Consider the following 23661-nt stretch of genomic DNA (forward strand, 5'->3'; position numbering starts at 1 on the left):
TATGTCAACGCTCGGACATAACCTCACAGAAACTTTCAGGTAACTTTCACGCAGGTCAGCGGCGGGTGCGGGCCGAGAACAGGCGCTGCAGCAGGATGAAGACGAAGAGCAACATTCCGATGAAGATCTTGGTCCACCAAGACGACAGGGTCCCTTCGAAACTGATGATCGTCTGAATCAGCCCCAGCACGAGCACCCCGAGCACGGTCCCCAGCAGGAAGCCGCTGCCACCGGTCAGCAGCGTCCCGCCGATGACCACCGCGGCGATCGCGTCCAGCTCCATGCCCACGGCGTGCAGGCCATAACCGGAGAGCATGTAGAACGACAGCAGAACGCCGCCCAGCGCCGAGCAGAACCCGCTGATCGTGTAGACGGTGATCTTCGTCCGCCCCACGGGCAGGCCCATCAGCAGCGCCGACTGCTCGCTGCCGCCCGTCGCGTAGACCGAGCGGCCGAAGCGGGTGTAGTGCAGCACGTACGTCCCCACGATGACCACCACCACGGCGATGATCACGCTCGGCGAGATCCACAGATCCGCGAACAGGTCGATCCTGGTCTGCGCGAACGCCGTGAACGTGGGGTCCTCGATCGGGATCGAGTCCGTGCCGATCGTGTAACACAGCCCCCGCGCCAGGAACATCCCCGCCAGCGTCACGATGAACGGCTGGATGTCGAAGGCGTGCACGATGTAGCCCATCACCAGCCCCAGGCCCGACCCGATGAGCAGCACCAGCGGCACCACCAGGTACGGCGGCCACCCCGGCCCCGCCATCAGGCTGGCCGAGATCATCGTGGACAGCGCCACCACCGAGCCCACCGACAGGTCGATGCCGCCGGTGAGGATCACGAACGTCATCCCGACCGCCACCACCAGCAGGAAGGCGTTGTCGATGAAGACGTTCAGCAGCACCTGCCCGCTGGCGAACCCCTCGTAGCGGATCCCGCCGGCCACGAACATGGCCGCCAGCAGGCACCCGGTCACCAGGACGGGCAGGTACTTGGCCGGGATCGAGGCCCTGCCGACCGTCAGCGTGGTCACGCGGTGACCCTCACCTTCTCCTCAGGGGCGGGGCTGGGTGGCGCCGACCGCCCGCGCCCGCCGAACACCTTCGCCCGGAAGGACGGCGACTGGATGAGGCAGACCGCGGTCACGACCAGCGCCTTGAACAGGAGCGTCGTCTCCGGCGGCACGCCGATGGAGTAGATCGTCGTGGTCAGCGTCTGGATGATGAGCGCGCCCAGCACGGTGCCGCCCAGCGAGAACCGGCCGCCCGCCAGCGAGGTGCCGCCGATCACCACGGCCAGGATCGCGTCCAGCTCGATCCACAGGCCGGCGTTGTTGCCGTCGGCGCTGGACACGTTCGAGCTGATCATCAGCCCGGCCACGCCCGCGCACAGGGCGACGAACGCGTACACCATGACGATGATCCCGCGCGCCCTGATCCCCGCCAGCCTGCTGGCCTCGGCGTTGCCGCCGACCGACTCGATCAGCATGCCCAGCGCCAGCCGCCTGGTCAGGAACGCGGTGATCGCCAGCACCGCGATCACGATGAGGATGCCGAACGGCACCGTCAGCCAGTAGCCGCCGCCGATCACCTTGTACGCCGGGCTGTTGACCGTGATGATCTGCCCGTCGGTGATGAGCTGGGCCAGGCCGCGCCCCGCCACCATGAGGATGAGCGTGGCGATGATCGGCTGGATGCCGACGACCGCGACCAGGAACCCGTTCCACAGCCCGAGCACCAGGCAGAGCGCCAGCGCCAGCGCCACGGCGGTGAACACGCTCGCGTCCTGGCTGATCTGCAGGCAGGCCAGCGCGCCCGAGATCGCCACCACCGAGCCGACCGACAGGTCGATGCCGCCGGTCGCGATGACCAGCGTCATGCCCAGCGAGACCAGGATCAGCGGGGCGCCGAAGCGCAGGATGTCGATCAGGCTGCCGTACAGGTGGCCGTCCTTGACCTCGATCGAGAAGAAGCTGGGCGTGAAGAACACGTTCAGCGCCAGCAGCAGGGCCAGGACGACCAGCGGCCACAACAGACGCCTCATGAGGCCCGCCCTCCGCTCGCGATGGTCTCCATCAGCACGTCACTGGTGAGCCTGTCGTCGTTGGGCAGCTCGGCCACCAGCCGCCGGTCCCGCAGCACCTCCACCTTGTGGCTGAGCCGCAGCACCTCCTCCAGCTCGGCGGAGATGAACAGCACCGCCATCCCGCCGTCCGACAGCTCGGCCACCAGCCGCTGGATCTCGGTCTTGGCGCCGACGTCGATGCCCCGGGTGGGCTCGTCCAGGATGAGCAGCCTGGGCTCCAGGATCAGCCACCTGGCCAGCACCACCTTCTGCTGGTTGCCGCCGCTGAGGTTGCGCACCAGGTGCTCGGGGTTGGGCGGGCTGATCTTCAGGGCCTTGACGTACCTGCCGACCAGCTCGTCCTGCTGCTCACGCGGCACCGGCCTGGTCCAGCCCCTGGTGGCCTGGAGGGCCAGGATGATGTTCTCGCGCACGGTCAGGTCGGGGATGAGCCCGTCGGCCTTGCGGTTCTCCGAGCAGAACGCGATCTTGTGGGACATGGCCGCGCGCGGCGTGCGCAGCGACTCCACCGACCCGCCGATCGTGAGCTCGCCCGCGGTCGCGTGGTCGGCGCCGAACAGCAGCCTGGCGATCTCCGTACGCCCGGAGCCGAGCAGCCCCGCCAGGCCCACGACCTCGCCCTCGTGAATGGTCAGGCTGAACGGCTCGATCGCCCCCGCCCTGCCCAGCATGCGCGCCTGGACCAGCGGCCGGTCGAACACCTTGGCCTCGCCGTGCAGCCGCTCCAGCGCGGCCAGCTCCTTGCCGATCATCTTGGCGACCAGCTCGACCTGCGGCAGCTCCTCCGTCAGGTACTCGCCGACGAGCCGGCCGTTGCGCAGGATCGTCATCCGGTCGGAGATCTCGTAGACCTGGTCGAGGAAGTGGGAGACGAAGAGGATGGCGATGCCCTCCTCCTTCAGCCGCCGCATCACCCTGAAGAGCTGCCGCACCTCGTCGGCGTCCAGGCTGGAGGTCGGCTCGTCGAGGATCAGCACCCTGGCGTCCACGTCGATCGCCCGCGCGATGGCCACCATCTGCTGGATGGCCAGCGAGTACGACGACAGCGGCGCCGAGACGTCCAGGCTCAGCTCCAGCCGCGACAGCAGCTCGACGGCCCTGGCCCGCATGCGCTTCCAGTCGATGCGGCCCCGCTTGCGGGGCTCGCGGCCGAGCAGGATGTTCTCGGCCACCGACAGGTTCGTGCAGAGGTTGACCTCCTGGTAGACCGTGCTGATCCCGGCCTGCTGCGCCTCCAGGGGGCTGCCGAACGCGACCTGTTCCTGGTTCAGCTCCACGGTGCCCGCGTCGGCGGGGTAGACGCCGGTCAGCACCTTGATCAGGGTGGACTTGCCCGCGCCGTTCTCTCCCATGAGCGCGTGCACCTCGCCGGGCAGCAGCCGCAGGCCCACCCCGTCCAGGGCCTTCACCCCCGGAAACTGTTTGCCGATCCCGCTCATCGTCAGGACCGGCGCGGATACCGCCATCCGCCTTCCCTTCCGTGATGGCGGCCCGGCGTCGTCCCGGGCCGCCTCACCTCGTCCCTACGCCCGTACTGGCTCCGCGTCCAGCGGCGGCTCAGTACTGGCGGGTGGACAGAACCTGCTTGGCCTGCTCCTGCGTGAACGTGGTCTCCACGGTGATCACGCGGGCCGGCACCTGCTCGCCCTTGACGACCTTCTTGGCCAGGTCCATGAGCTGCGGGCCGAGCAGCGGCGAGCACTCGACGATGAAGTTGATCTTCCCGTCGGCGAGCGCCTGCATGCCGTCCTTGACGGCGTCCACGGTGATGATCTTGATGTCCTTGCCGGGCACCTTGCCCGCGCCCTCGATGGCCTCGATCGCACCCAGGCCCATGTCGTCGTTGTGCGCGTAGAGCACGTCGATGTCCGGCTGCGACTTCAGGAAGGCCTCCATGACCTCCTTGCCCTTGGCCCGGGTGAAGTCACCGGTCTGCGAGGCGACGATCTTGAACTTGGATTCGGGTGCGATGACCTCGGCGAAGCCCGCCTTGCGGTCGTTGGCCGGGGCCGAGCCCGTCGTGCCCTGCAGCTCCACGATGTTGACCGGGTCAGTGGAGTCCTTGTACTCCTGCACCAGCCACTGACCGGCCTTCTTGCCCTCCACGACGAAGTCGGAGCCGAGGAAGGTCTTGTAGAGGGAGGTGTCCTTGGAGTCGACCGCGCGGTCGGTCAGGATGACCGGGATCTTCGCGTTCTGCGCCTCCTTCAGCACCGTGTCCCAGCCCGACTCCACCACCGGCGAGAAGGCGATCACGTCCACCTTCTGCTGGATGTAGGAGCGGATGGCCTTGATCTGGTTCTCCTGCTTCTGCTGGGCGTCGGAGAACTTGAGCGTGATGCCCGCGTTCTTCGCCGAGTCCTGCACGGACTTGGTGTTCGCGGTCCGCCAGCCGCTCTCCGCGCCGACCTGGGAGAAGCCCATGGTGATCGACTCGTCACCGCCTCCCGTGCCCGCGGTGGTGGTGCCGCCACCGCCGCCGCACGAAGCCACCGACATCGCGGTCAAACCGGCGAGCAATAACGCCGAGATCCTCTTGAACACGTGGGGGGTTCCCTTCTGATGTGAACGCTAACAACCCGAGTCGGGCGCCAGCGCGTCCTGCCTTCCCGTACGGCTCTAGGCCCCGGCCGTGCTGAGCCTGGGCACGAACATGGGCGGCACCACGAGCCGCTGCCGCTCCTGCGGACCGCCTTCGAGCTGCCGTACGAGCACCTCGATGCTGTGCCTGCCCACCGCGTCGAAGTCCTGCCTGATGGTCGTGAGCGGCGGCGAGAAGAACTCCGACTCGGGGATGTCGTCGAAGCCGACCACACTCACCCGCTCGGGCACTCTCACCCCCTGCTCGGTGAACGCCCGCAGCACGCCCAGCGCCATCTGGTCGTTGGCGACGAAGACCGCGGTCACGTTCCTCATGCTCGCCAGGCTGCGCCCCGCCTCGTATCCCGAGCGCGGGCTCCAGTCACCGGCCAGCGGTCGCGGGGCCTCGCGGCCCGCCTGCTCCAGCGCGGCCCGCCAGCCGGCCACGCGCCCCTCGGCCTCCAGCCAGTCGGAGGGCCCGCTGACGTGCCAGACCGTCTCGTGCCCCAGCGACAGCAGGTGCTCGGTGGCGAGCCTGCCGCCCGCGACCTGGTCCACGCAGACGACGGACACGTCCCCCGCCTCGCCACCCTCGACGGCGACCGTGGGCACGCCGAGCGGCAGATCGGCCAGGGCCTGGGCGGCCGAGCGCTGCGGCGCGACCACGACGATGCCGTCCACGCCCTGGTCGGCCAGGTAGTCGAGGGCATCGCGCACGCCGGCCTTGTCGATCGACTTGAGGCTGACGATGCTGACGAAGTAGCCGGCCGCCCTGGCCGCCTGCTCGATGCCGTAGACGGTGCTGGCCGGCCCGTACAGCGTGGTGTCGAAGCTGACCACGCCGAGCGTTCTGGAGTGCTTGGTGACCAGGGCGCGGGCGACGAGGTTGCGGCGGTAGCCGAGCTTGTCGATCGCCTCGAGCACCCGGGTACGGGTCTCGCTGCGCACGTTCGGATGGTCGTTGAGCACGCGGGAGACCGTCTGATGCGACACGCCGGCTTCCTTGGCCACGTCGGCCATGACCGGCAGGCGGCGCCCCAGGGTGGATCCCACAGTCGTGCTCCTTTCCTGGCTTGGCCCCGACTGTGAACGCTAACAACCGGTGTCGTCAATAGGCCGCCGCATTACGGTCGGGTTACGCGGATGGGTCTTGACGCCCGCCCTGAGCACTCCTTACGTTGTCGCCGATCGCGGTTGTTAACGCTCACTTGATTGTTAACGCTAACAACACCTGAGGAGCCCCCCACTCATGTTGCGCATCGCCTTATCCGCCCTGCTCTTAGCCGGTTTGCTCACCGCGCCACCGGCCGCCGCGCTGGCCGATCCCATCCCGGAAGGCGCCGTCGTCGACCAGTTCGACGGCACCACGCTCGGCGAGGACTGGACGGTGCTCTCGCCCGACGACTCCCGCTGGAGCCTGTCCGGCAGCGCCCTGCGCCTCGACACCCTGACCGGCGACACCCACCAGGGCACCAACAACGCCAGGAACCTCTTCCTCGTGGACGTGCCCAACGGCGACTTCGAGGTGGTCACCAAGCTCAGCGCCCCCGTCACGCTCGACTACCAGAGCGCGGGCCTGCTGGCCTGGCAAAACTGGGACAACTACGTGCGCGCCGGCCTGGCCCACGTCGGGTTCGCCGGCGGGCCGGTGATCGAGACCGCCACCGAGGTGGGCGCCGCCTTCACCTCCGCCTTCGCCGCCAGGCCCGGGTCCACGGCCGAGATCGTCAAGCTGGCCAGGACCGGCGACGAGTTCACCTCCTCCTACTGGGACGGCACGGCCTGGGTGCAGGCTTCCAAGCTGACGGCCAAGCTCGCGATCGGGCAGGTCGGGCTCTTCGGGCTGTCGGCGCAGAACGGCACCTCCATGCGGGCCGACTTCGACTACATCGCGATCAAGGCGGCCGAGGGGGCGGCCGTGGTGCCGGAAGGGCCGTTCACGCTGCGCGCGGCGGCGGCGCCGTACCTGACGGCCGACCGCTCCGGCGTCGTGCGGGCCGCCGCGAAGGCGCCCATGACCGGGCTGGTCCTGACCGCCGAGGACGGCGCGCTCAAGGACGCCGAGAGCGGCAGGTACCTGCAAGCCACCACCCCAGTCCGGCTGGGCGCGCAGCCCACGCCCTTCCAGCTCAAGGACGCGGGCGGCGGCAAGGTCACGCTCTCCTCCGGCGATCGCAGCGTCGCGGTCAGCGACGGCAGGCTCGTTCTCGGCACGGACGCCACCAAGTTCCGCGTCGAGGGCTACACCTCGGGCAAGCTCAGCGTGGACACCAGGGCGAAGGGCACCAAGGTCAGCCCCGACCTGTACGGCGTCTTCTACGAGGACATCAACCACGCCGCCGACGGCGGGCTCTACGCCGAGCTGGTGCAGAACCGCTCATTCGAGTTCAACTCCGTGGACGAGCCCTCCTACACGGGCCTGACCGCCTGGAGCGAGGCCGAGCGCGGCGCCACCGTCACGCCCGCCGTCACCGGCGAGCAGCCGCTGAACGTCAACAACCGCAACTACCTGCGGCTCGACGTGACGGGCGAGGGCACGGCCGGAGTGGTGAACGCCGGGTTCAACCGCGGCCTGCCGCTCGTCAAGGGCAAGCGCTACGACTTCTCCGTGTGGGCCAGGCGCGCCGAGGCAGGCCCGCTCGCGATCACCGCCGAGGACGGCACGACCGTGCTGGGCACGATGACCGTGCAGGTCAAGGCGGGCGGCTGGGCGAAGTACAAGGCGTCGTTCACCGCCTCCGCCACCACCGACGCCGGACGCCTCGTCGTGCAGGCCCCCGCCGGGCGGACCGACCTGGACATGGTCTCGCTGTTCCCCCGCGACACGTTCAAGGGCCACGGCATGCGCACCGACCTGGCCGAGCTGATCGCGGATCTGAAGCCGCGGTTCCTGCGCTTCCCCGGCGGCTGCGTGACCAACGTCGGCACCTACGACCCGTACGCGGAGACCGGCGACCGGCGCCGCATCTACCAGTGGAAGGAGACGATCGGCCCGGTCGAGGAGCGGCCGACGAACTTCAACTTCTGGGGCTACAACCAGAGCTACGGCATCGGCTACTACGAGTACTTCCAGTTCGCCGAGGACCTCGGCGCCGAGGCGCTGCCCGTGCTGTCGGTCGGCGTGAACGGCTGCGGCGAGAACCGGCCGCTGACCGACGAGGCCAAGCTGGCCCGCTGGGTGCAGGACACCCTCGACCTGATCGAGTTCGCCAACGGGCCCGTCACCTCGACCTGGGGGAAGAAGCGGGCCGAGCTGGGGCATCCCAGGCCGTTCGGGCTGGAGTACATCGGGCTCGGGAACGAGGAGATCTACGAGGAGTTCTTCACCAACTATCCGAAGTTCGCCGACGCGATCCGGGCGAAGCACCCCGATATCAAGATCATCAGTAACTCGGGGCAGACGTCGCAGGGCGCCTGGTTCGACCGCATGTGGCAGTTCGCCCGCGACCAGCGGGCCGACCTGGTGGACGAGCACTACTACAACAACCCCGACTGGTTCCTGGCCAACAACCACCGCTACGACTCCTACGACCGCGAGGGGCCGAAGGTGTTCGTCGGCGAGTACGCCTCCCGGGGCAACACGTTCTTCAACGCGCTGTCCGAGGCGTCGTACATGACCGGGCTCGAACGCAACTCCGACGTGGTGGAGCTGGCCTCGTACGCGCCGCTGCTGGCCAACGTCGACTACGTGGACTGGGCGCCGGACCTGATCTGGTTCGACAACGACCAGGCGTACGGGTCGCCGAGCTACCACGTGCAACGCCTGTTCTCCACCAACGTGGGCCAGCGCGTGGTGCCCAGCACGTTCGAGGGCGAGGCCAGGCCCGTCGAGGACATCAAGGGCGCGATCGGCGTCGGCGCCTGGAACACCGCCGTCCGCTACGACGACGTCAAGGTCACCGCCGCCGACGGCACCGTGCTGCTGTCGGACGACTTCTCCGCCGGCGCCGGCGACTGGACGCCAGGCCTGGGCACCTGGGCGGTGCAGGACGGCGCCTACGCCCAGACGGCGCAGGTCGAGGACGCCAGGTCAACGGCGGGCTCGGCCGACTGGTCGAACTACACGATCGAGCTCACCGCCCGCAAGACCGCCGGGGCCGAGGGCTTCCTGGTGATGTTCGGCGTCCGCGACACCGGCAACTTCTACTGGTGGAACGTCGGCGGCTGGAACAACACCCAGTCCGCCGTCGAGAAGGCCGTCAACGGCGGCAAGTCCTCGATCGCCACCTCCGCCACCACGGTCGAGACCGGCCGCGACCATCACCTGAAGGTGCAGGTCAGCGGGCGCAGGATCACGACCTGGCTGGACGGGCAGCAGATCAACGACTTCGTGGACAGCTCCCGCGTCGAGCCGCTCTACCAGGTGGTGTCCAGGGACGGGAAGTCGGTGACGCTGAAGGTCGTCAACGCGCAGGACACGGCCGTGCGCAGCACCGTGGACCTGGGCTCCGCCCGGTTCAGGCCCACGGCCACGGTCACCTCCCTGACCGGCGAGCCGTCGGACACCAACTCGATCTCCGACCCGGATCGGGTGGCGCCGGAGCGACGGCAGGTGAGCGGCTTCTCGCGGGCCTTCACCTACGACTTCCCGGCGTACTCGGTGACGTTCATCGAGCTCACCGAACGGTAGCGGGCCGCTACGGGATGACGGCGCGGTAGTGCGTCGTCATCCTGCCCTCTTCGTCGAGGACGTGGAAGGCGATCAGGGGCGGCAGGACGTGGTCCACGCAGTTGTCGAAGCTCGTGCCGCCCTCCCACGGCAGCGTCAGCGTGGACACCACACCGCCGCCCACCAGCAGCGGCCGGCCCGCGAAGCTGGTGGCGGCGGCCGTGTGCGCGTGCCCCACCAGCACGGCGGGCACGTTCGGGCGGCCGGCGAGCAGCGCCTCCAGCCGCGCCGTCTCGTGCATCCTGATCCCGTCGCACGGCGGGCCGTGCAGCTTCACCGGCGGATGGTGGAACGCCACGAACACCGGCAGGTCCGTGCCGTCCAGCACCCCCTCCAGCCAGGCGAGCGTCTCGTCGTCCAGGTGGCCCTCGTTCCTGCCGGGGATGACGGAGTCGCACATCGCGTAGACCGCGCGGCCGGTGCGCAGCACCTGGTTGACCGGGCCGTCCGACGGCTCCTCGCCCAGCAGGGACCGGCGGAACTCGCGCCTGACGTCGTGGTTTCCCGGGCCGACCAGGACGGGGTGGCGTGAGGCGAGCAGCTTGGCGGCCGTCTCGTACTCCTCCCGCGTGCCGTGGTCGGCGATGTCGCCGGTGACGAGGACCGCGTCGAGGTCGCCGGGGACGGCGTCCAGGTAGCGCATGACTGCGGCGGTGCGGGCGACGCTCTCGGGGGTGGCGCCGATGTGGATGTCGCTCAGGTGAGCGATCACGATCATGTGGCTCTCGTCCTTCCTAGGTTCCGGCTGCCCAGCCACCGTAACCCGGGGTACCGGACCAGAGGTAAGGTCCGCTTTCATGCGCAAACTGTGGGCCGGTTCGGGGGTGGACCTGCATCTGGAGCTTCCCGTCTCGACCGGGCGGCGGCGGGCGCTGGAGGAGGCGCTGCGGCAGGCGATCGGTGACGGGCGGCTGCCGCCCGGCACCCGGCTGCCCTCCACCCGGGCGCTGGCCGCCGAGCTGCGGCTGTCACGGGGTACGGTGAGCGCCGCCTACGACCAGCTCGTCGCCGAGGGCTACCTGACCACGCGCCCCGGCTCCGGCACCCAGGTCGCCCGGCCGGGCGCCGAAGTCGCCACCACCCCCGCCTCGGTCTCCTCCCGCACCCCCGCCCTGACCGCCTCCCGCGCCCCCGCCACCCGGGCCTCGGCCGCTTCCCGCGGCCCCGCCAGTCCCCCGGATCCGGCCGCGCCCTGGGATGCGCCTCCTCCTGACCCCGTGCCGCCGCACGACCTGCGTCCCGGGCAGCCGGACGTCTCGGCCTTCCCCGCCCGCGCCTGGCTGCGCGCCACCCGCCACGTCCTGGCCACCGCCCCCGCCACCGTCTTCGGCCCCTGCGACCCGCGCGGCCGGATCGAACTGCGCACGGCACTCGCCGCCTACCTCGCCAGAACCCGCGGCGTCCGCACCACCCCCGACCTGATCGTCGTCACCACGGGCTTCGTGCAGTCCATCAACCTCCTCACGAGCGTCGTCACCGGCGACGGCCCGTTCGCCATGGAGGACCCGGGCCACGACTTCTACCGCGACGTGGTGCGCGGAACGGGCCGCGAGATCGTACCCCTGCCGGTGGACGAGCTGGGCGCGCGGACCGGCACCCTCACCCCCGGCGTGGCCGCCGCGATCGTCACGCCCGCCCACCAGTACCCGACGGGCGTCCCGCTGCACCCGTCCCGCCGTCTGGCGCTGCGCGAGTGGGGCGGGCTGGTCGTGGAGGACGACTACGACGGCGAGTTCCGCTACGACCGCCAGCCGGTGGGCGCCTTCCAGGGCACGGCGCCGGACCAGGTCGTGTACTGCGGCACCACGTCGGAGTCGCTCGGTCCGGCCATGCGCCTGGGCTGGATGGCGGTGCCACCCGCGCTGATCGGCCCGGTCACGCGGGCCAAGCTGCACGCCGACGCCCACACCGAGGTGCTCGGCCAGCTCGTGCTGGCCCGGCTGATCGAGACGCACGACTACGACCGCCACGTCAGGGCCGCCCGCCTGCGGTACCGGCGGCGGCGCGAGCGGTTGCGCGCCCGCCTGTCCGCCGCGCTGCCGGGCGCGAGCCTGCCCGGCGTCGCGGCGGGCCTGCGCGCCCTCCTGCTGCTTCCGCCCGGCGGCCCCGCCGAGCCCGAGGTGCTGGCCGCGTGCGAGCGGGCGGGCATCGCGCTGCGCCCCGCCTCGCCCCTCTGGCACGGCGCCGGACGTGACGGCCTGCTCATCGGGTACGCCGCCCCCTCCGAACGGAACTACCCCCGCGCGCTCGAAGCCTTGGCGAGCACCTTGGAGAGCTGGGAACCGCGCAGCCGTCCCGCCCGTTCTTCTCATTGAGCGCACGATGGCGGAGGAGGGACATTGGGCTGGCACTACCGCAAGTCAATCAAAGTGGGGCCGTTCCGGATCAACCTGTCACGGCACGGCGTCGGTCACAGCTTCGGCAATCGGCGCTTCAACGTCTCGACCACCCCCGACGGCCGCCGTTACGTGTCCGTGCACCTGCCGGGCGGCATCCACCTCAGCAAGTCACTCGGTGGCAGGCGTCACCGGCGCTACCACTACTGACCCTCGGCGGTCGTCAGACCGCTTGAGATAGAACGGGCCGGAGGCGAAAGCCTCCGGCCCGTCCCCTTTGCGAACCCGTGCCGCTGCGGCCAGAGTGGTCGGATGAGCCCTCACATGACGCCTGAGGAGTTCCGCCGCCACGGCAAGCAGGTCATCGACTGGATCGCGGACTACCTCGCCGGCATCGAGTCCAACCCCGTGATGTCCCAGGTCAAGCCGGGCGAGATCCGGCGCGCCCTGCCCGGCTCGCCGCCCGAACAGGGGGAGCCCTTCGAGAGCGTGCTGTCGGATCTGGGGCGGATCCTGCTGCCCGGCATCACGCACTGGCAACATCCCGGCTTCTTCGCCTACTTCCCCTCCAACGCCAGCGGCCCGGCCATCCTGGGCGACCTGCTGTCCAGCGGGCTGGGCGTGCAGGGCATGCTGTGGGTCACCAGCCCGGCGTGCACGGAGCTGGAGACCGTGGTGGTCGACTGGCTGGCCGAGCTGATCGGGCTGCCTGAGCGCTTCCGCACCGACGCGGCGGGCGGCGGTGTCATCCAGGACTCCGCGTCGAGCGCCTGCCTGGTCGCGCTGCTGGCGGCGCTGCACAGGGCGAGCGGCGGGCGGGCCGCGGCCGAGGGGATCGACCGGCGGTACACGCTGTACGTGACGTCCCAGACGCACTCGTCCCTGGAGAAGGCGGCGCGGATCGCCGGGCTGGGCGCGGCGGGCGTGCGGCTGGTGGACGTGGACCCGCGCACGCTCGCCATGGACCCGGCCCGGCTGCGCGAGCTGCTGGCCGCCGACGAGGCCGCGGGCGCCGTCCCCGCGATGGTCTGCGCGACCGTGGGCACCACCTCCACCACCGCCGTCGATCCGGTGCCCGCCATCGGGCAGGTGTGCCGGGAGCGCGGCGTCTGGCTGCACGTGGACGCCGCCTACGCCGGGGTGGCGGCGATCTGCCCCGAGTTCCGGTGGCTGAACGACGGCGTGGCGGAGTACGCGGACTCGTACGCGACGAACCCGCACAAGTGGCTGCTCACCAACTTCGACTGCGGCGTGCTCTGGACCGCCGACCGGGGCCCGCTCCTCGGCGCGCTGTCGATCCTGCCCGAGTACCTCAGGAACGCCGCCACCTCGACCGGCGCCGTCGTGGACTACCGGGACTGGCAGGTGCCGCTGGGCCGCCGGTTCAGGGCGCTGAAGCTGTGGTCGGTGATCCGCTGGTACGGGGCGGAGGGGCTGCGGGCGCACATCCGCAAGGGCGTCGGGCTGGCGGCGGAGCTGGCCGGATGGGTCGGCGCGGACCCGGGGTTCGAGCTGCACGAGCCGCATCCGCTCGGGCTGGTGTGCTTCCGCCCCCTGTGGCCCGGCGTGGACGACGCGGATCAGGCGGACCGGGCCACGCTGCGGCTGATGGAGCTGCTCAACGCGAGCGGCTCCATTTACTTGACGCACACGAAGGCCGGCGGCCGGGTGCTGCTGCGGCTGGCCGTCGGGGCGGCGGCGACGGAGCGGCGGCACGTGGAGCAGGCGTGGGAGCAGATCCGCTGGGAGCACGCGGCCCTGTCCTCGACCATGCGGTGACGTCCGACGCCTACGAGTTGCGCTCGACCAGCTCGGCGCCGATCCTGGCCAGCTCGTCCCTGACCTCCTGCGGCTCCTCGACCTCCACCCGCGCGCCCCACCCGGCGAGCTGCTCGGCGATCGTCAGCGCCATCGGCGCGGCCACCCGCGCCCGCGCCCGCCCGTCCTGCGTCTCCCCCAGGCTCTCGAAGTGCCGCCCGAAGTGGTCGCGCAGGATGGGCAGGAGCCTGGCGGAGATGAGCACGGTCGCCGAGACCGTGGAGCGCCGCCGCTCCATCTCCTCGACGACGCCCGCCCAGGCCCGCGACAGCTCGAAGCCGTCCGGCCGCTCGAACTCCTCGTCCGTGACCTCCGCCGCCGTGATCCGGTCGACCCGGAACGTGCGCTGCCCGCGCTCGGTCCCGGCCAGCAGGTACCAGACGTCGTCCTTGTCCACCAGCCCCCACGGATCGACCAGCCGCCCGGCGGGCTCGCTGCCCCTGCGGCCCTGGTAGACGAGCCTGACCCGGCGCCGCCGGACGGTCGCCCGCTGCAGAACGCGTACCAGCTCGGGCCGCTCCTTCTCCGGCTCGCCCCAGCGAGCGGGATCGACGACCACCGCGCCGGCCGCCGCCTCGGCCTCGTCCCTGAACGTCTGCGGCAGCGCCCGCAGCAGCTTGCGCAGCGCGGACCGCAGCTCGGGCGCGTCCGGCGCGGCCGGCCCGGCGAGCAGGAACAGCGCCTGCGCCTCGTGCTCGGTGAGCCCGCTCAGGTCGGTACGGGCCCCGCCCAGCAACGACCATCCGCCACCCCGCCCCGGCTGCGGGTATACGGGGATGCCGGCGGCGGACAGCGCTTCGAGGTCGCGCCGCGCCGTGGCCACGGACACCTCCAGCTTCCCGGCCAGCTCGGCGGCGGTCACCCGGCCACGCGCCTGCATCAGCAGCAGCGCGGCCACCAGTCGATCGGCTCGCATGAGGCCATTGTCCGCCTTGAAGTGCTCACCGCATGAGCACTTAGTCGTTCTCGCCCGTCACGCGCCGGCCGAATGCCGACAGCCCCTGCTCGTGGTGCTCGACCAGCCCCATCCGCCGGTAGAAGGCGTGGTTGGCGGGCCCGTCGGGGGTGGACTCGTGGTCGGTCGTCAGCACGAAGTACCGGCAGTGCGCGTAGCGCTCCATGAGCCGCTCCAGCAGCCGCCGCCCGATGCCCTGCCCCTGGAACTCCCGGTCGACCAGCAATTCCTGGACGTAACACACCATCTCATCGTCGGACACCGTGCGTGCCAGGCCCTGCAGCCGTCCGTCGCCGTCCCTGGCGGTGAGGACGAGGTGCGAGCCGGCCAGACCCCGGCAGACCTTGGCGATGTCGCGGGTCCACACGTTCCAGCCGACGGAGTCGTACAGCCTGAAGATCTCGGCCTCGTCGAACGAGGTCTCTCGCGCGATGATCGTCATTCGAGGAACTCTATGTGGAGCTATGGGGATTCGAACCCCAGACCTCCTCCATGCCATGGAGGCGCGCTACCAACTGCGCCATAGCCCCTTACGATCAACAAGTGTAACGGAGTTCCGAACCCCTTGTGTCACGCCGGAACCGGCATGATACGTCTTTGGTCTTATGCCGACATTTGAGGATCACCGAAGCCTGTTGATCGCGGTCGCCTACCGCATCCTGGGCAGCGTCGCCGACGCGGAGGACGTCGTCCAGGAGGCGTGGCTGCGCTGGTCGGGGGTGGACGAGTCGACCGTGGACGACCCCAAGGCGTTCCTGGTCACGGTGACCTCGCGGCTGGCCATCGACCGCCTGCGGTGGGCCAAGTCGCGGCGCGAGTCGTACGTGGGGCCGTGGCTGCCCGAGCCGATCAGCACCGCGCCGGACGCGGCCGAGCAGGCCGAGCTGGCCGACTCGGTGGAGATGGCGATGCTGGTGGTGCTGGAGACGTTGTCGCCGCTGGAGCGGGCGGTGTTCGTGTTGCGGGAGGCGTTCGACCTGCCGTTCGCGGAGATCGCGGAGATCATCGGGCGGGCCGAGCCGGCCACCAGGCAGCTCGCCAGGCGCGCCAGGGAGCACGTGCGGGACAAGCGCCCGCGCTTCGACGTGGACAGGGACGAGCGCAAGCGGATCACCGAGCGGTTCCTGGGCGCCTCCACCGGGGGCGATCTGAACGCGCTGATCGCGCTGTTCTCCGACCAGGTGACGATGGTGAGCGACGGCGGCGGCAAGGCCAGAGCGGCGCTGCGGGTCATCACCGGCGCGGAGAACGTCGGCCGCTACCTGCTGTCGATCAACACCCCGGAGAACATCGCCAAGTTCATGGTCTCGATCGGCATGACGGATCTGCCCGGCATGTCACTGGGGCTGGCGACGCTGAACAACGCGCCCGCGATCGTCGTCTCGGCGGACGGGAAGGTGATCAGCGTCATCTCGCTGCTGATCAGCGACGGCAGGATCGAGACGGTCTACGTGCTGGCCAACCCGGACAAGATCGGCCACCTCCAGCCGTCGTGACCTCAGCCGCCGCAGCCGGTGCGCATGGTGAGCGTGGCGTCGTCGAGCGACAGCGCGACCTCGACGGCGCCCAGCTCTCCCGTGCGGCTCACGTGGGTGCCGCCGCACGGGATGGACGCCTCGCCGTGCGGCAGCGAGCAGTGCCAGGTGCGGCGGGCCGTCAGCCCGGCGTCCGGCACCTCCACCCGGACGGGGGCGTCGGCCGCCACCCAGGCGGCGAGCCGGTCGTTCACCTCGCGGGCGATCTTCTCCGGGTCGAGGTCGTCGGCGGAGAAGCCCTTCTTGCGCAGCGACTTGCCCAGGCGGTAGACGTCCACGCTGCCGTTCGGGGCGATGCGGGAGGAGGTGATGGCGGCCTGGTCGAAGTCGGGGCTGCCGAGCGAGTCGGGCCGCGTCTCCTTGCGCCACCGGCCGGCCAGGGCGGCGTTGAGCGCGAGCGCGGCCAGGTGGCAGGCGGTGTGCCCGGCGGACAGCGCCGCACGCAGGTCCGCGTCCACTTCGAGGTCCACTTCCGCGCCCGTGGGCAGCGGCGTCTCGGTGACGTGCACGACCAGCCAGTCCCAGCCCTCGGCGCCGCGCCTGACCGGGATGTCCGCGCCGAGGAAGATCTCGCCGGTGGCCGACCGGGCTCCGGTCACGCAGTCGACGACCGGCAGGCCGCCGATCGTGCCACGGTCGGCGGGCTGGTCGGGCCAGGTGTGGTCGAGGGGGTGGAACGGCGTCTCGGAGACGACGAGGCCGTGCCGCTCCCCCGACGGCACGGCCTCGACGATCGTGGAGCGGCCACGGGTGCGGCCGCTGGGGAAGGTGACGAGAGTGGAGTTCACCCCGCCATTCTCTCGTCCTCCAGGTAACGGTTGCGGCCCGCGTACAGGCCGGTCAGGAGCTGGGCGGCGAGCACCACGAAGATCAGCGTGTACGGCACCGACCACCCGCCGGTGGCCTCGCGCAGCACGCCGACCAGCAGCGGGCCCGCGCCCGAGATGAGGTAGCCGGCGCTCTGCCCGAAGGCCGACAGCGCGGCCGTGGTCTCCGGCGTGCGCGTGCGCAGCGCCAGCATCATCAGCGCCAGCGGGAACGACCCCATCCCCACGGCGATGAACACGACCCAGACCATCGCGGTGGACGGCGGCGCGAACCACAGCCCGAGGAAGCCGATCACGTAGAACACGACGAGCCCGACCACGGTGGGGCGCTGGTCGCGGAACCGCGAGGCGATCATGGGCACGGCGATGGAGACGGGGATGTTCAGGGCGGTGAACACGCCGAGGATCAGCCCGGCCTCCGAGGTGCTGTAGCCGCTGTCGGTGAGGATCGTGGCGAGCCAGCCGAACATGATGTACGCGATCATCGACTGGGTGCCGAAGTAGACCGCGATCATCCAGGCGAGCTTGCTCTTCACCATGCCGCGCAGGCCCACGTCCCGTCCGCCGGTGTCCCGCTCCGGCTCACTGCGCAGCAGCGCAAGCCACGGAATGGCGGCGACAGCGGCCAGGGCCGCCCACACGCCGAGCGCGATGTGCCAGTCCCCCGAGGCGCGCTCGATCGGCACGGTCGCGGCGGCGGCCAGCATGGTGCCCGCGGCCAGGGCCGTGGTGTAGACGGTGGTCATGAGCCCGGTTCGGGCCGGGAAGTGGCGCTTGATCAGCGTCGGGATGAGCACGTTGCCGACGGCGCCGCCGGACAGCGCGACCGCGCTGCTCAGCAGGAACACCGGGGCCGACCCGACCAGCGACCTGACCAGCAGCCCGACGCCGAGGGTGACGAGGGCGAGCAGCAGCAGCCGGTGCTCGCCGATACGCCTGGCCAGCGTCGGGGTGATCGCGCCGACGCTGGCGAAGGCGAGGACGGGCAGGGTGGTCAGCAGCCCGGTGCCGACGCTCGACATGCCGAGCCCGGCGGCGAGCTGGTCGAGCAAGGGGCCGACGCTGGTGACGCCGGTGCGCAGGTTCAGTGCGGCGAGGACGATTCCCAGCACGAGGAGCCAGGCCAGCGGGGTGGTTCTGCCTCGGGACTCTTGGGCGAGCACGCTCATGGCGGGAAGTGTCCTCCACTCATCAAATCATGGGACGAATGACACCTTAACAGGACCGAAATATGCATTTATTCCTGGCGGCATGGTGCAGACATGACGAAACCCCCGGAGACGGTCTCCGAGGGTTTCGCAGGCAGTACTCAGAGGACAGGAGGAGGCGGCTGCCCCGGGGAGCCCGGCGAGCCGGGAGGCACCGGCCCAGGAGGCGGCAGCGTCCCGCCCGGCGACTGGCCACCGCCGCCGGCGGGCGGGTAGTCGCCGCCCACCGTGCCCGGCGGAACGGTCCCGGCGCCGCCGTACGTGGAGCCCTGCTCGTGCTCGCGCTGGTGCGGCCCCGGCACGTCGCCGCGCCAGCCGCCGGTCTCGCCGCCACGCGACTCGATGAAGGACTTGAAGCGCTTGACGTCGCCGACCACGCGCATGCGGACGATCTGCAGCTTGTCACCCGCGATCTCGAGGAAGCCCTGGGGGTCGTACTCCATCTGGAGCGTGACCCTGGTCGTGTCCTCGTCGATCCGGTGGAAGGTCACCACCCCGGCCTGGTGCGGCTTGTCCACGCTGCGCCAGGCGATGCGCTCGTCGGGGTGCTGCTCGGTGATCTCCGCCTCGAACTCGCGCCTGACACCGGCGATCTCCGCCACCCAGGCCGTCCGCGTGTCACTGAGCTGCTTGACCGACTCCACGCCCTCCATGAACTCGGGGAAGCTTTCGAACTGTGTCCATTGGTTGTAGGCCACCCGCACGGGGACCCTGACGTCTTCGGAATGTTCGATCGTGCTCATGGGGTCTGTCACTGCCCAGGCACGCGGGGCGTTAACGCCTGCGCCGCAGCCAGAACAGGCCCACGAGGGGCAGCACGAGCGGGATGAACAGGTAGCCCTTGCCGTACGCGGACCACACCGTCTCGTCGGGGAAGGCGGCCTGGTCGAGCAGGCTGAGCGTGCCGATGATCAGCACGCCGGCCAGCTCGATGCCGAGCGCGACCAGCGCGAGGCGGCGCGCGCCGCGCCAGAGCGCGACCGTGAGCAGGACGTAGACCGCCGCCGCGAACGCCGACAGCGAGTACGCCAGCGGCGCCTCGCCGAACCTGGTGGCGATCTGCACGGCCGCCCGTGCCCCGGCGGCCAGCGAGAACAATCCGTAGACGGCGATCAGCGCCCGGCCGGGCCCGGTGCCGATGGCGGTGGTCACGCCGTGCCCTGCCAGATCTGCAGCAGCCTGGCCGTCATCACCGCGATCGCGAACCCGGCCACGGCGAGGATCCCCGGCCCCCACCTGCTGCGCTCGGCCAGCGCCAGGAACACGCCCGCGGGCGGGATCAGCACCTCGCCGCCGAGGTAGCCGAACAGCGTCACCTTGTCGGCGGGCCCCTCGCCACCGGCCACCGCCGCTATGACGAAGCCCGCCTGCACCAGCACGGCCACCTCCAGCAGGGCGAACCCGACCAGCAGCACCATGCCCATCGGCCGGTCGCGGATCGCGGTGATCAGGCTCATCAGCATCAGCAGCAGGGAGCCGGAGATGACGACGGTGGAGACGACGGTGTTCATCGGGGGTAAGGCTATCGCCCGGTATCGCCGCCCCCGATGGAGCCCTCCATCCCGTCGAGCACCCAGGTGAGCCCGCGCTCGAAGTTGTCGTCGGCCCCCTGCACGCCCTGCTCGATCATCGGCGCCAGCCGGGGGAACTCGCCGCCGTCGATCAGCTCCTTGATGTACGGCTCCGCCAGCGCGGCCCGCTCGGCGTCGCCGATCCCCCGCTCCCTGGGCGCGCGGCGCTCCACGGCCTGCCTGACCACGAACCCGGTCATGTAGTCGTTGAACACCGCCAGGAACCGCCACGCCGTCAGCCGGTCGACGCCGAGGCCGTCGAAGGCGGACAGCTTCTGCTCCACGTGCCGCAGCCCGTTGGGCCCGACGGCCACCCGGTGCGAGATCAGGTCCACCCGCCACGGGTGCCGCCGCACCAGCTCCAGCTCGCGCCGGGCGAGCAGCGTCAGCGCCTCGCGCCAGTCGGCGGGCAGCGGCTCCTCGGCCACCGCCTCGGCGGCGATCTCGTCGGCCATCAGCGCGAGCAGGTCCTCCTTGCGCTCGATGTAGGAGTACAGCGTCATCGCGCGGGCGTCCAGCTCGGTGGCCACACGCCTGATCGAGACGGCGTCCAGCCCTTCGGCGTCGGCCACGGCGATGGCCGCGGCCACGATCGCCTCCCTGCTCAGCACGGGGCGGCGGGGCGGGGTGGGTCTCGACCAGATCGATGTCACGGCACCGATTCTAGACAGCGTACGAAAGTGTTACAGTGTACGACATGCGCTACGCCGTACGAAGCTCCCTCCGGTCCACCGGACTCGTGGTCCTGCTCGGCGTCGTCATGACGATGCTCGACACCACGATCGTCAACGTCGCGCTCGGCACCCTGGCCGCCGAGTTCCACACCTCGCTCGCCGACGTCCAGTGGGCGGCCACCTCGTACCTGCTGGCGATGTCCATGACGGTCCCGGTCACCGGCTGGGCCGTCGGCCGGTTCGGGGTGCGGGCCGTCTGGCTCGTCTCGCTCGTGCTCTTCATCGCCGGCTCCGCCCTCTGCGCCGCCGCCTGGTCGCTGGGCAGCCTGGTCGTCTTCCGCGCTGTGCAGGGGCTGGGCGGCGGCCTGCTCCAGCCGGTCGGGCAGGTGATGCTGGCCCAGGCGGCGGGCAAGGAGCGGCTGGGCCGGGCGATGAGCCTCATCTCGGTGCCCGCCATGCTGGTGCCCGTGCTCGGGCCGCCGCTCGGCGGGCTGATCGTGCAGGGTCCCGGCTGGCGGTGGCTGTTCCTGGTGAACGTGCCGGTCTGCGCGGTGGCGCTGCTGGCCGCGCTCCTGCTGCTGCCGCGCGGCGAGCGGAACGACAGCACCGGGCAGCGCCTGGACGTGCTCGGCCTGGCCCTGCTGTCCCCCGGCCTGGTCGCCCTGATCTACGGGCTGACCGAGGAGGGGAACGGCGCCTCGCTCCTGCACCCGGCATCCTGGATCGGCGCGGCCCTGGTGGCCGTCTTCGCCCTGCGGTCGCTGCGCGTCACGTCCCTGGTGGACCTGCGGCTGTTCCGCGACCGCACGTTCGCCTCGGCGGTGCTCGCCCTGGCGTGCTACTCGGCCGCGATGCTCGGCTTCACCGTGCTCGTCCCGCTCTACAGCCAGCTCGCCGAGGGCGGCAGCGCGCTGGACGCGGGCCTGCTGCTGGCCCCGCTGGGGATCGGCGCCGCCCTCACGATGCCGCTGGCCGGCAGGCTCACCGACAGCAGGGGGCCGCGCGGCGTCGCGGCGGCGGGAGTGGTGCTGGTGGTGGCGAGCATCGTGGCGTTCCTGCTGACCGGCGGCGGTCACGTGCCGATGTTCACGCTCGGGCTCGGCCACGGGCTGGTGGCGACGTCGGTGATGGCGGCCGCGTACAGGACGCTGGAGCCGTCCGCCATCCCGGCGGCGACGACGCTGAGCACGATCGTGCTGCGGCTCGCCGCGCCGTTCGGGGTGGCGCTGCTGACCGTGCTGCTGCAGGTGTTCACCAGGGCGGGCGCGGCGGAGCCGTTCACGCCCGCGTTCTGGGCGGCGGCCGGGCTGGCCGGGGTCTCGCTGCTGCCGATCGCGCTCATAGGATCGGGGACGTGGAGAAGATCCTCGTCAGCGCCTGCCTGATGGGCCGCAAGGTGCGCTACGACGGCGGCGCCAAGACCAGCTCGGCCGCCTGGCTCGCCGGGTGGCGCGAGGAGGGGCGGCTGGTGCCGTTCTGCCCCGAGGTGGAGGGCGGGCTGCCGGTGCCGAGGCTCGCCGCCGAGATCGAGGGCGGCGCGGGCGGGGCGGCCGTCCTGGCCGGGGCCGCCCGCGTGGTGGCGACGGACGGGTCGGACGTGACGGCCGAGTTCCTGGCGGGCGCGCGCGAGGCGCTGGCCGTGGCGCGGTCGCACGGCATCCGGATGGCGGTGCTGAAGGAGGGCAGCCCCTCGTGCGGGGCCCTCGCGATCTACGACGGCAGCTTCCAAGGGCGCAGGACGCCGGGGCAGGGCGTGACGACGGCGCTGCTGGAGCGGAACGGGATCCGGGTGTTCAGCGAGGAGCGGCTGGCCGAGGCCGCCGGTTATCTGCGCACCCTGGAGACGTAGAAGGCGCCGCTCAGCCCGGCGGCCAGCGCGATCGCCATGACGCCGTGATACGCGGTGAGCAGCGCGTTCCCCTCGTCGGGCGCCGCCTCCGCGCCGAAGGCCAGCGCCAGCATCCCGAGCAGCACGCCGCCGAGCGCGGCCGCGTGCGTGTAAATCAGCCCGTCCCAGGCCCAGGGCCGCCGGGCCAGCGCGCCACAGCCGCCGCCGATCAGCACGACGCAGCACAGGGTCTCCACGATCGCGGCCGGCACGATCACCGGCTGCCACACCGGCCCCAGCTCGACTCCGGTGTGCAGCAGCGCGAACGTGGCGAAGACCAGCGCGTAGAGCAGCGACAGCCAGCCCAGCAACCTCCGGAGTGCGTCCATGCGCCCACGCTGCCACGTCACGGCGCAACCGGAATCGTCTTCAGGGAGTCGGCTCCGCTACGCCTTCGGGCGTAGGCAGCAGCCGCCTCACCAGCCGGATGGTCTCGTCGATGGTGACCGTGGCGTCGCGGCCGGACTCGCACGCGGCCACCTCGCGGCCCGCCTCGCCCATCATGGTGGTGAGCAGCACCACCAGCACCTGGCTCTCCCGCGAGTCGTCCAGGCCGAGCAGGCGCTTGTTGCCGCCGATCCAGTTCCAGCCCCGCTGCCTGCGCAGCGTGGTGAACTCCACCGGCCCGTCGCTCTCCAGGAACAACCTGGCCACCTCGCGCTGCTCCCACGAGCCCTCCAGGTACGCCCGCGCTCCGGCCAGGAACTTCTCCGACCCCGCCGCGCCCTTGACCGCCTTGGCCGCCCGTGAGGTGCGCTCCTCCTGCCCTCGCATGAACTGCTCCCACAACGCCAGGAACAGGCCGGGCTTGCCGCCGAAGTGGTGGTACAGGCTGCCGACGCTGATCCCGGACGTCTCCACGATGTCGGCCACCGTGGCGTCGGCGTACCCCTTGGCCAGGAAGACGTCGCGGGCCGCGCTCAGCAGCGTGTCGCGGGTGCCGCTCGACCGGCTCCAGCCTCGGGCCCTCATCAGTACTCCCACGTGTCGGTTCGCTGCTCGTGACCGATGCAGAACACGGCGGTGCCGTGCTCGCCCTTCGCCAGGTCCACCCGGATCCAGCCGTCGGCGCGGGCAATCTTGGCGGTGTAGCCGCTGACGGGGGTGGCCGAGACCAGGCGGCAGCCCGCCGGGCCGAGCGTGAACGCCACCTCGCCGCCCTTCACCTTCACCACCTTGAGCGAGGGGGTGGCCTGCCGCTCCGTGGCGGGCGCCGGGGTGCGGCTCCGCTTCGGCACCTCGCGCGTGGCAGAGGCGGTCGGCGTCGCATGTGGGCCCGTGGCATCCGGCCGTGTGGCGGGCGGGCGTGTGGCAGGCGGGCGTGTGGCAGGCCGCTCGTCGGCCGCGATCGTCTGCGCGAGGAACGGCTCCACGTCCACGTCGTCCACGAACTCGTTGCGCAGCACCCCCCGTACGCCGAACCACGAGACCGACACCGCGACCACGGTGGCACCGCACCAGATCGCCGCATATCTCAGGGCTCGACGCATGAGACGCATTATGTACGGT

The 23661-nt window shown here is 71.0% G+C and carries 24 protein-coding genes and 1 tRNA gene; 7 read left to right on the top strand and 18 right to left on the bottom strand.

Features of this window, described 5'->3' with window-relative positions:
- Window positions 1–55: 55 nt before the first annotated feature.
- The 5 genes from yjfF to FXF51_RS54360 all read right to left on the bottom strand — a co-directional run bounded on the left by yjfF (window position 56) and on the right by FXF51_RS54360 (window position 5691).
- Complete coding sequence (yjfF, locus tag FXF51_RS54340) at window positions 56–1039, bottom strand: galactofuranose ABC transporter, permease protein YjfF (protein ID WP_148442747.1); 984 nt, start codon at window positions 1037–1039, stop codon at window positions 56–58.
- Window positions 1036–2049, bottom strand: coding sequence for an ABC transporter permease (locus FXF51_RS54345; protein ID WP_148442748.1), 1014 nt, complete (start codon window positions 2047–2049; stop codon window positions 1036–1038). Before FXF51_RS54345 ends, yjfF begins: the two co-directional genes overlap by 4 nt.
- Window positions 2046–3557: a sugar ABC transporter ATP-binding protein gene (locus FXF51_RS54350; RefSeq protein WP_148442749.1), complete on the bottom strand. Its 1512-nt coding sequence runs from the start codon at window positions 3555–3557 to the stop codon at window positions 2046–2048. Before FXF51_RS54350 ends, FXF51_RS54345 begins: the two co-directional genes overlap by 4 nt.
- Before the next feature lie 91 nt (window positions 3558–3648).
- The gene (locus tag FXF51_RS54355; RefSeq protein WP_148442750.1) at window positions 3649–4635 is read right to left on the bottom strand and encodes an ABC transporter substrate-binding protein; all 987 of its coding nucleotides are present in this window, start codon (window positions 4633–4635) and stop codon (window positions 3649–3651) included.
- Between the two features lie 75 nt (window positions 4636–4710).
- Window positions 4711–5691 carry a LacI family DNA-binding transcriptional regulator gene (locus tag FXF51_RS54360; protein WP_148442788.1) on the bottom strand — a complete coding sequence of 327 codons (981 nt, stop codon included), beginning with the start codon at window positions 5689–5691 and terminating at the stop codon, window positions 4711–4713.
- Between the two features lie 229 nt (window positions 5692–5920).
- Between FXF51_RS54360 and FXF51_RS54365 the strand changes: the two genes are divergently transcribed.
- Window positions 5921–9301, top strand: coding sequence for an alpha-L-arabinofuranosidase C-terminal domain-containing protein (locus FXF51_RS54365; RefSeq protein WP_148442751.1), 3381 nt, complete (start codon window positions 5921–5923; stop codon window positions 9299–9301).
- Window positions 9302–9308: 7 nt separating this feature from the next.
- On the opposite strand, the gene FXF51_RS54370 is transcribed toward FXF51_RS54365, so the two are convergent.
- The gene (locus FXF51_RS54370; RefSeq protein ID WP_148442752.1) at window positions 9309–10058 is read right to left on the bottom strand and encodes a metallophosphoesterase; all 750 of its coding nucleotides are present in this window, start codon (window positions 10056–10058) and stop codon (window positions 9309–9311) included.
- Window positions 10059–10137: 79 nt separating this feature from the next.
- Between FXF51_RS54370 and FXF51_RS54375 the strand changes: the two genes are divergently transcribed.
- From FXF51_RS54375 to FXF51_RS54385, 3 genes are all read left to right on the top strand, one after another.
- Complete coding sequence (locus tag FXF51_RS54375; protein ID WP_148442753.1) at window positions 10138–11655, top strand: PLP-dependent aminotransferase family protein; 1518 nt, start codon at window positions 10138–10140, stop codon at window positions 11653–11655.
- A 24-nt stretch (window positions 11656–11679) separates the two neighbouring features.
- Window positions 11680–11886: a DUF4236 domain-containing protein gene (locus FXF51_RS54380; protein WP_148442754.1), complete on the top strand. Its 207-nt coding sequence runs from the start codon at window positions 11680–11682 to the stop codon at window positions 11884–11886.
- Between the two features lie 102 nt (window positions 11887–11988).
- Window positions 11989–13455 carry a pyridoxal-dependent decarboxylase gene (locus tag FXF51_RS54385; protein ID WP_262380510.1) on the top strand — a complete coding sequence of 489 codons (1467 nt, stop codon included), beginning with the start codon at window positions 11989–11991 and terminating at the stop codon, window positions 13453–13455.
- Between the two features lie 10 nt (window positions 13456–13465).
- Here the strand turns inward: FXF51_RS54385 and FXF51_RS54390 are convergent, their stop codons facing one another.
- The 3 genes from FXF51_RS54390 to FXF51_RS54400 all read right to left on the bottom strand — a co-directional run bounded on the left by FXF51_RS54390 (window position 13466) and on the right by FXF51_RS54400 (window position 14979).
- Window positions 13466–14410: a helix-turn-helix transcriptional regulator gene (locus tag FXF51_RS54390; protein WP_148442755.1), complete on the bottom strand. Its 945-nt coding sequence runs from the start codon at window positions 14408–14410 to the stop codon at window positions 13466–13468.
- 40 nt (window positions 14411–14450) lie between these two features.
- Window positions 14451–14891 (bottom strand): GNAT family N-acetyltransferase, encoded by a 441-nt coding sequence (locus FXF51_RS54395; protein WP_148442756.1) that lies wholly within the window; start codon window positions 14889–14891, stop codon window positions 14451–14453.
- Between the two features lie 15 nt (window positions 14892–14906).
- Window positions 14907–14979, bottom strand: a tRNA-Ala gene (locus FXF51_RS54400).
- 75 nt (window positions 14980–15054) lie between these two features.
- On the opposite strand from FXF51_RS54400, the gene FXF51_RS54405 reads away from it, so the two are divergent.
- Window positions 15055–15945, top strand: coding sequence for an RNA polymerase sigma-70 factor (locus FXF51_RS54405; protein ID WP_148442757.1), 891 nt, complete (start codon window positions 15055–15057; stop codon window positions 15943–15945).
- Between the two features lie 2 nt (window positions 15946–15947).
- Here the strand turns inward: FXF51_RS54405 and FXF51_RS54410 are convergent, their stop codons facing one another.
- The 6 genes from FXF51_RS54410 to FXF51_RS54435 all read right to left on the bottom strand — a co-directional run bounded on the left by FXF51_RS54410 (window position 15948) and on the right by FXF51_RS54435 (window position 20243).
- On the bottom strand, window positions 15948–16772 hold the full coding sequence (locus FXF51_RS54410) for a metal-dependent hydrolase (RefSeq protein ID WP_148442758.1): 825 nt from the start codon (window positions 16770–16772) through the stop codon (window positions 15948–15950).
- On the bottom strand, window positions 16769–17980 hold the full coding sequence (locus tag FXF51_RS54415; protein ID WP_148442759.1) for a CynX/NimT family MFS transporter: 1212 nt from the start codon (window positions 17978–17980) through the stop codon (window positions 16769–16771). Before FXF51_RS54415 ends, FXF51_RS54410 begins: the two co-directional genes overlap by 4 nt.
- 140 nt (window positions 17981–18120) lie before the next feature.
- Entirely contained in the window at window positions 18121–18762 is a 642-nt protein-coding gene (locus FXF51_RS54420) for an SRPBCC family protein (protein ID WP_148442760.1), read from the bottom strand.
- A gap of 31 nt (window positions 18763–18793) precedes the next feature.
- Entirely contained in the window at window positions 18794–19171 is a 378-nt protein-coding gene (locus FXF51_RS54425; RefSeq protein WP_148442761.1) for a hypothetical protein, read from the bottom strand.
- Entirely contained in the window at window positions 19168–19530 is a 363-nt protein-coding gene (locus FXF51_RS54430) for a hypothetical protein (RefSeq protein ID WP_148442762.1), read from the bottom strand. The genes FXF51_RS54425 and FXF51_RS54430 overlap by 4 nt, the downstream gene beginning before the upstream one ends.
- Window positions 19531–19541: 11 nt before the next feature.
- The gene (locus FXF51_RS54435; protein ID WP_148442763.1) at window positions 19542–20243 is read right to left on the bottom strand and encodes a TetR/AcrR family transcriptional regulator C-terminal domain-containing protein; all 702 of its coding nucleotides are present in this window, start codon (window positions 20241–20243) and stop codon (window positions 19542–19544) included.
- A gap of 44 nt (window positions 20244–20287) precedes the next feature.
- Here FXF51_RS54435 and FXF51_RS54440 point away from each other — a divergent pair, with 44 nt between their 5' ends.
- Together FXF51_RS54440 and FXF51_RS54445 are read left to right on the top strand one after the other, a co-directional pair.
- The gene (locus tag FXF51_RS54440) at window positions 20288–21649 is read left to right on the top strand and encodes a DHA2 family efflux MFS transporter permease subunit (RefSeq protein ID WP_148442764.1); all 1362 of its coding nucleotides are present in this window, start codon (window positions 20288–20290) and stop codon (window positions 21647–21649) included.
- Entirely contained in the window at window positions 21619–22113 is a 495-nt protein-coding gene (locus tag FXF51_RS54445; protein WP_148442765.1) for a DUF523 domain-containing protein, read from the top strand. Before FXF51_RS54440 ends, FXF51_RS54445 begins: the two co-directional genes overlap by 31 nt.
- Here FXF51_RS54445 and FXF51_RS54450 read toward each other — a convergent pair.
- The 3 genes from FXF51_RS54450 to FXF51_RS54460 are packed head-to-tail and all read right to left on the bottom strand — an operon-like array spanning window position 22089 to window position 23642.
- Window positions 22089–22481 carry a hypothetical protein gene (locus tag FXF51_RS54450; RefSeq protein WP_148442766.1) on the bottom strand — a complete coding sequence of 131 codons (393 nt, stop codon included), beginning with the start codon at window positions 22479–22481 and terminating at the stop codon, window positions 22089–22091. The genes FXF51_RS54445 and FXF51_RS54450 overlap by 25 nt on opposite strands.
- A 40-nt stretch (window positions 22482–22521) precedes the next feature.
- Complete coding sequence (locus tag FXF51_RS54455; RefSeq protein WP_148442767.1) at window positions 22522–23124, bottom strand: TetR/AcrR family transcriptional regulator; 603 nt, start codon at window positions 23122–23124, stop codon at window positions 22522–22524.
- Window positions 23124–23642, bottom strand: a complete 519-nt coding sequence (locus FXF51_RS54460; RefSeq protein WP_148442768.1) for a hypothetical protein — start codon at window positions 23640–23642, stop codon at window positions 23124–23126. Before FXF51_RS54460 ends, FXF51_RS54455 begins: the two co-directional genes overlap by 1 nt.
- Between the last annotated feature and the right edge of the window lie 19 nt (window positions 23643–23661).

The organism is Nonomuraea sp. PA05, assembly GCF_008086045.1.
Lineage (GTDB): Bacteria > Actinomycetota > Actinomycetes > Streptosporangiales > Streptosporangiaceae > Nonomuraea > Nonomuraea monospora.

Excerpts from the sequence above, each read along its gene's own strand:
- FXF51_RS54345 (WP_148442748.1), bottom strand. The coding sequence starts at position 2,049 with ATGAGGCGTCTGTTGTGGCCGCTGGTCGTCCTGGCCCTGCTGCTGGCG.
- FXF51_RS54350 (WP_148442749.1), bottom strand. The coding sequence starts at position 3,557 with ATGGCGGTATCCGCGCCGGTCCTGACGATGAGCGGGATCGGCAAACAG.
- FXF51_RS54360 (WP_148442788.1), bottom strand. The coding sequence starts at position 5,691 with ATGGCCGACGTGGCCAAGGAAGCCGGCGTGTCGCATCAGACGGTCTCC.
- FXF51_RS54365 (WP_148442751.1), top strand. The coding sequence starts at position 5,921 with ATGTTGCGCATCGCCTTATCCGCCCTGCTCTTAGCCGGTTTGCTCACC.
- FXF51_RS54370 (WP_148442752.1), bottom strand. The coding sequence starts at position 10,058 with ATGATCGTGATCGCTCACCTGAGCGACATCCACATCGGCGCCACCCCC.
- FXF51_RS54375 (WP_148442753.1), top strand. The coding sequence starts at position 10,138 with ATGCGCAAACTGTGGGCCGGTTCGGGGGTGGACCTGCATCTGGAGCTT.
- FXF51_RS54385 (WP_262380510.1), top strand. The coding sequence starts at position 11,989 with ATGAGCCCTCACATGACGCCTGAGGAGTTCCGCCGCCACGGCAAGCAG.
- FXF51_RS54390 (WP_148442755.1), bottom strand. The coding sequence starts at position 14,410 with ATGCGAGCCGATCGACTGGTGGCCGCGCTGCTGCTGATGCAGGCGCGT.
- FXF51_RS54395 (WP_148442756.1), bottom strand. The coding sequence starts at position 14,891 with ATGACGATCATCGCGCGAGAGACCTCGTTCGACGAGGCCGAGATCTTC.
- FXF51_RS54405 (WP_148442757.1), top strand. The coding sequence starts at position 15,055 with ATGCCGACATTTGAGGATCACCGAAGCCTGTTGATCGCGGTCGCCTAC.
- FXF51_RS54415 (WP_148442759.1), bottom strand. The coding sequence starts at position 17,980 with ATGAGCGTGCTCGCCCAAGAGTCCCGAGGCAGAACCACCCCGCTGGCC.
- FXF51_RS54420 (WP_148442760.1), bottom strand. The coding sequence starts at position 18,762 with ATGAGCACGATCGAACATTCCGAAGACGTCAGGGTCCCCGTGCGGGTG.
- FXF51_RS54430 (WP_148442762.1), bottom strand. The coding sequence starts at position 19,530 with ATGAACACCGTCGTCTCCACCGTCGTCATCTCCGGCTCCCTGCTGCTG.
- FXF51_RS54440 (WP_148442764.1), top strand. The coding sequence starts at position 20,288 with ATGCGCTACGCCGTACGAAGCTCCCTCCGGTCCACCGGACTCGTGGTC.
- FXF51_RS54450 (WP_148442766.1), bottom strand. The coding sequence starts at position 22,481 with ATGGACGCACTCCGGAGGTTGCTGGGCTGGCTGTCGCTGCTCTACGCG.
- FXF51_RS54455 (WP_148442767.1), bottom strand. The coding sequence starts at position 23,124 with ATGAGGGCCCGAGGCTGGAGCCGGTCGAGCGGCACCCGCGACACGCTG.
- FXF51_RS54460 (WP_148442768.1), bottom strand. The coding sequence starts at position 23,642 with ATGCGTCGAGCCCTGAGATATGCGGCGATCTGGTGCGGTGCCACCGTG.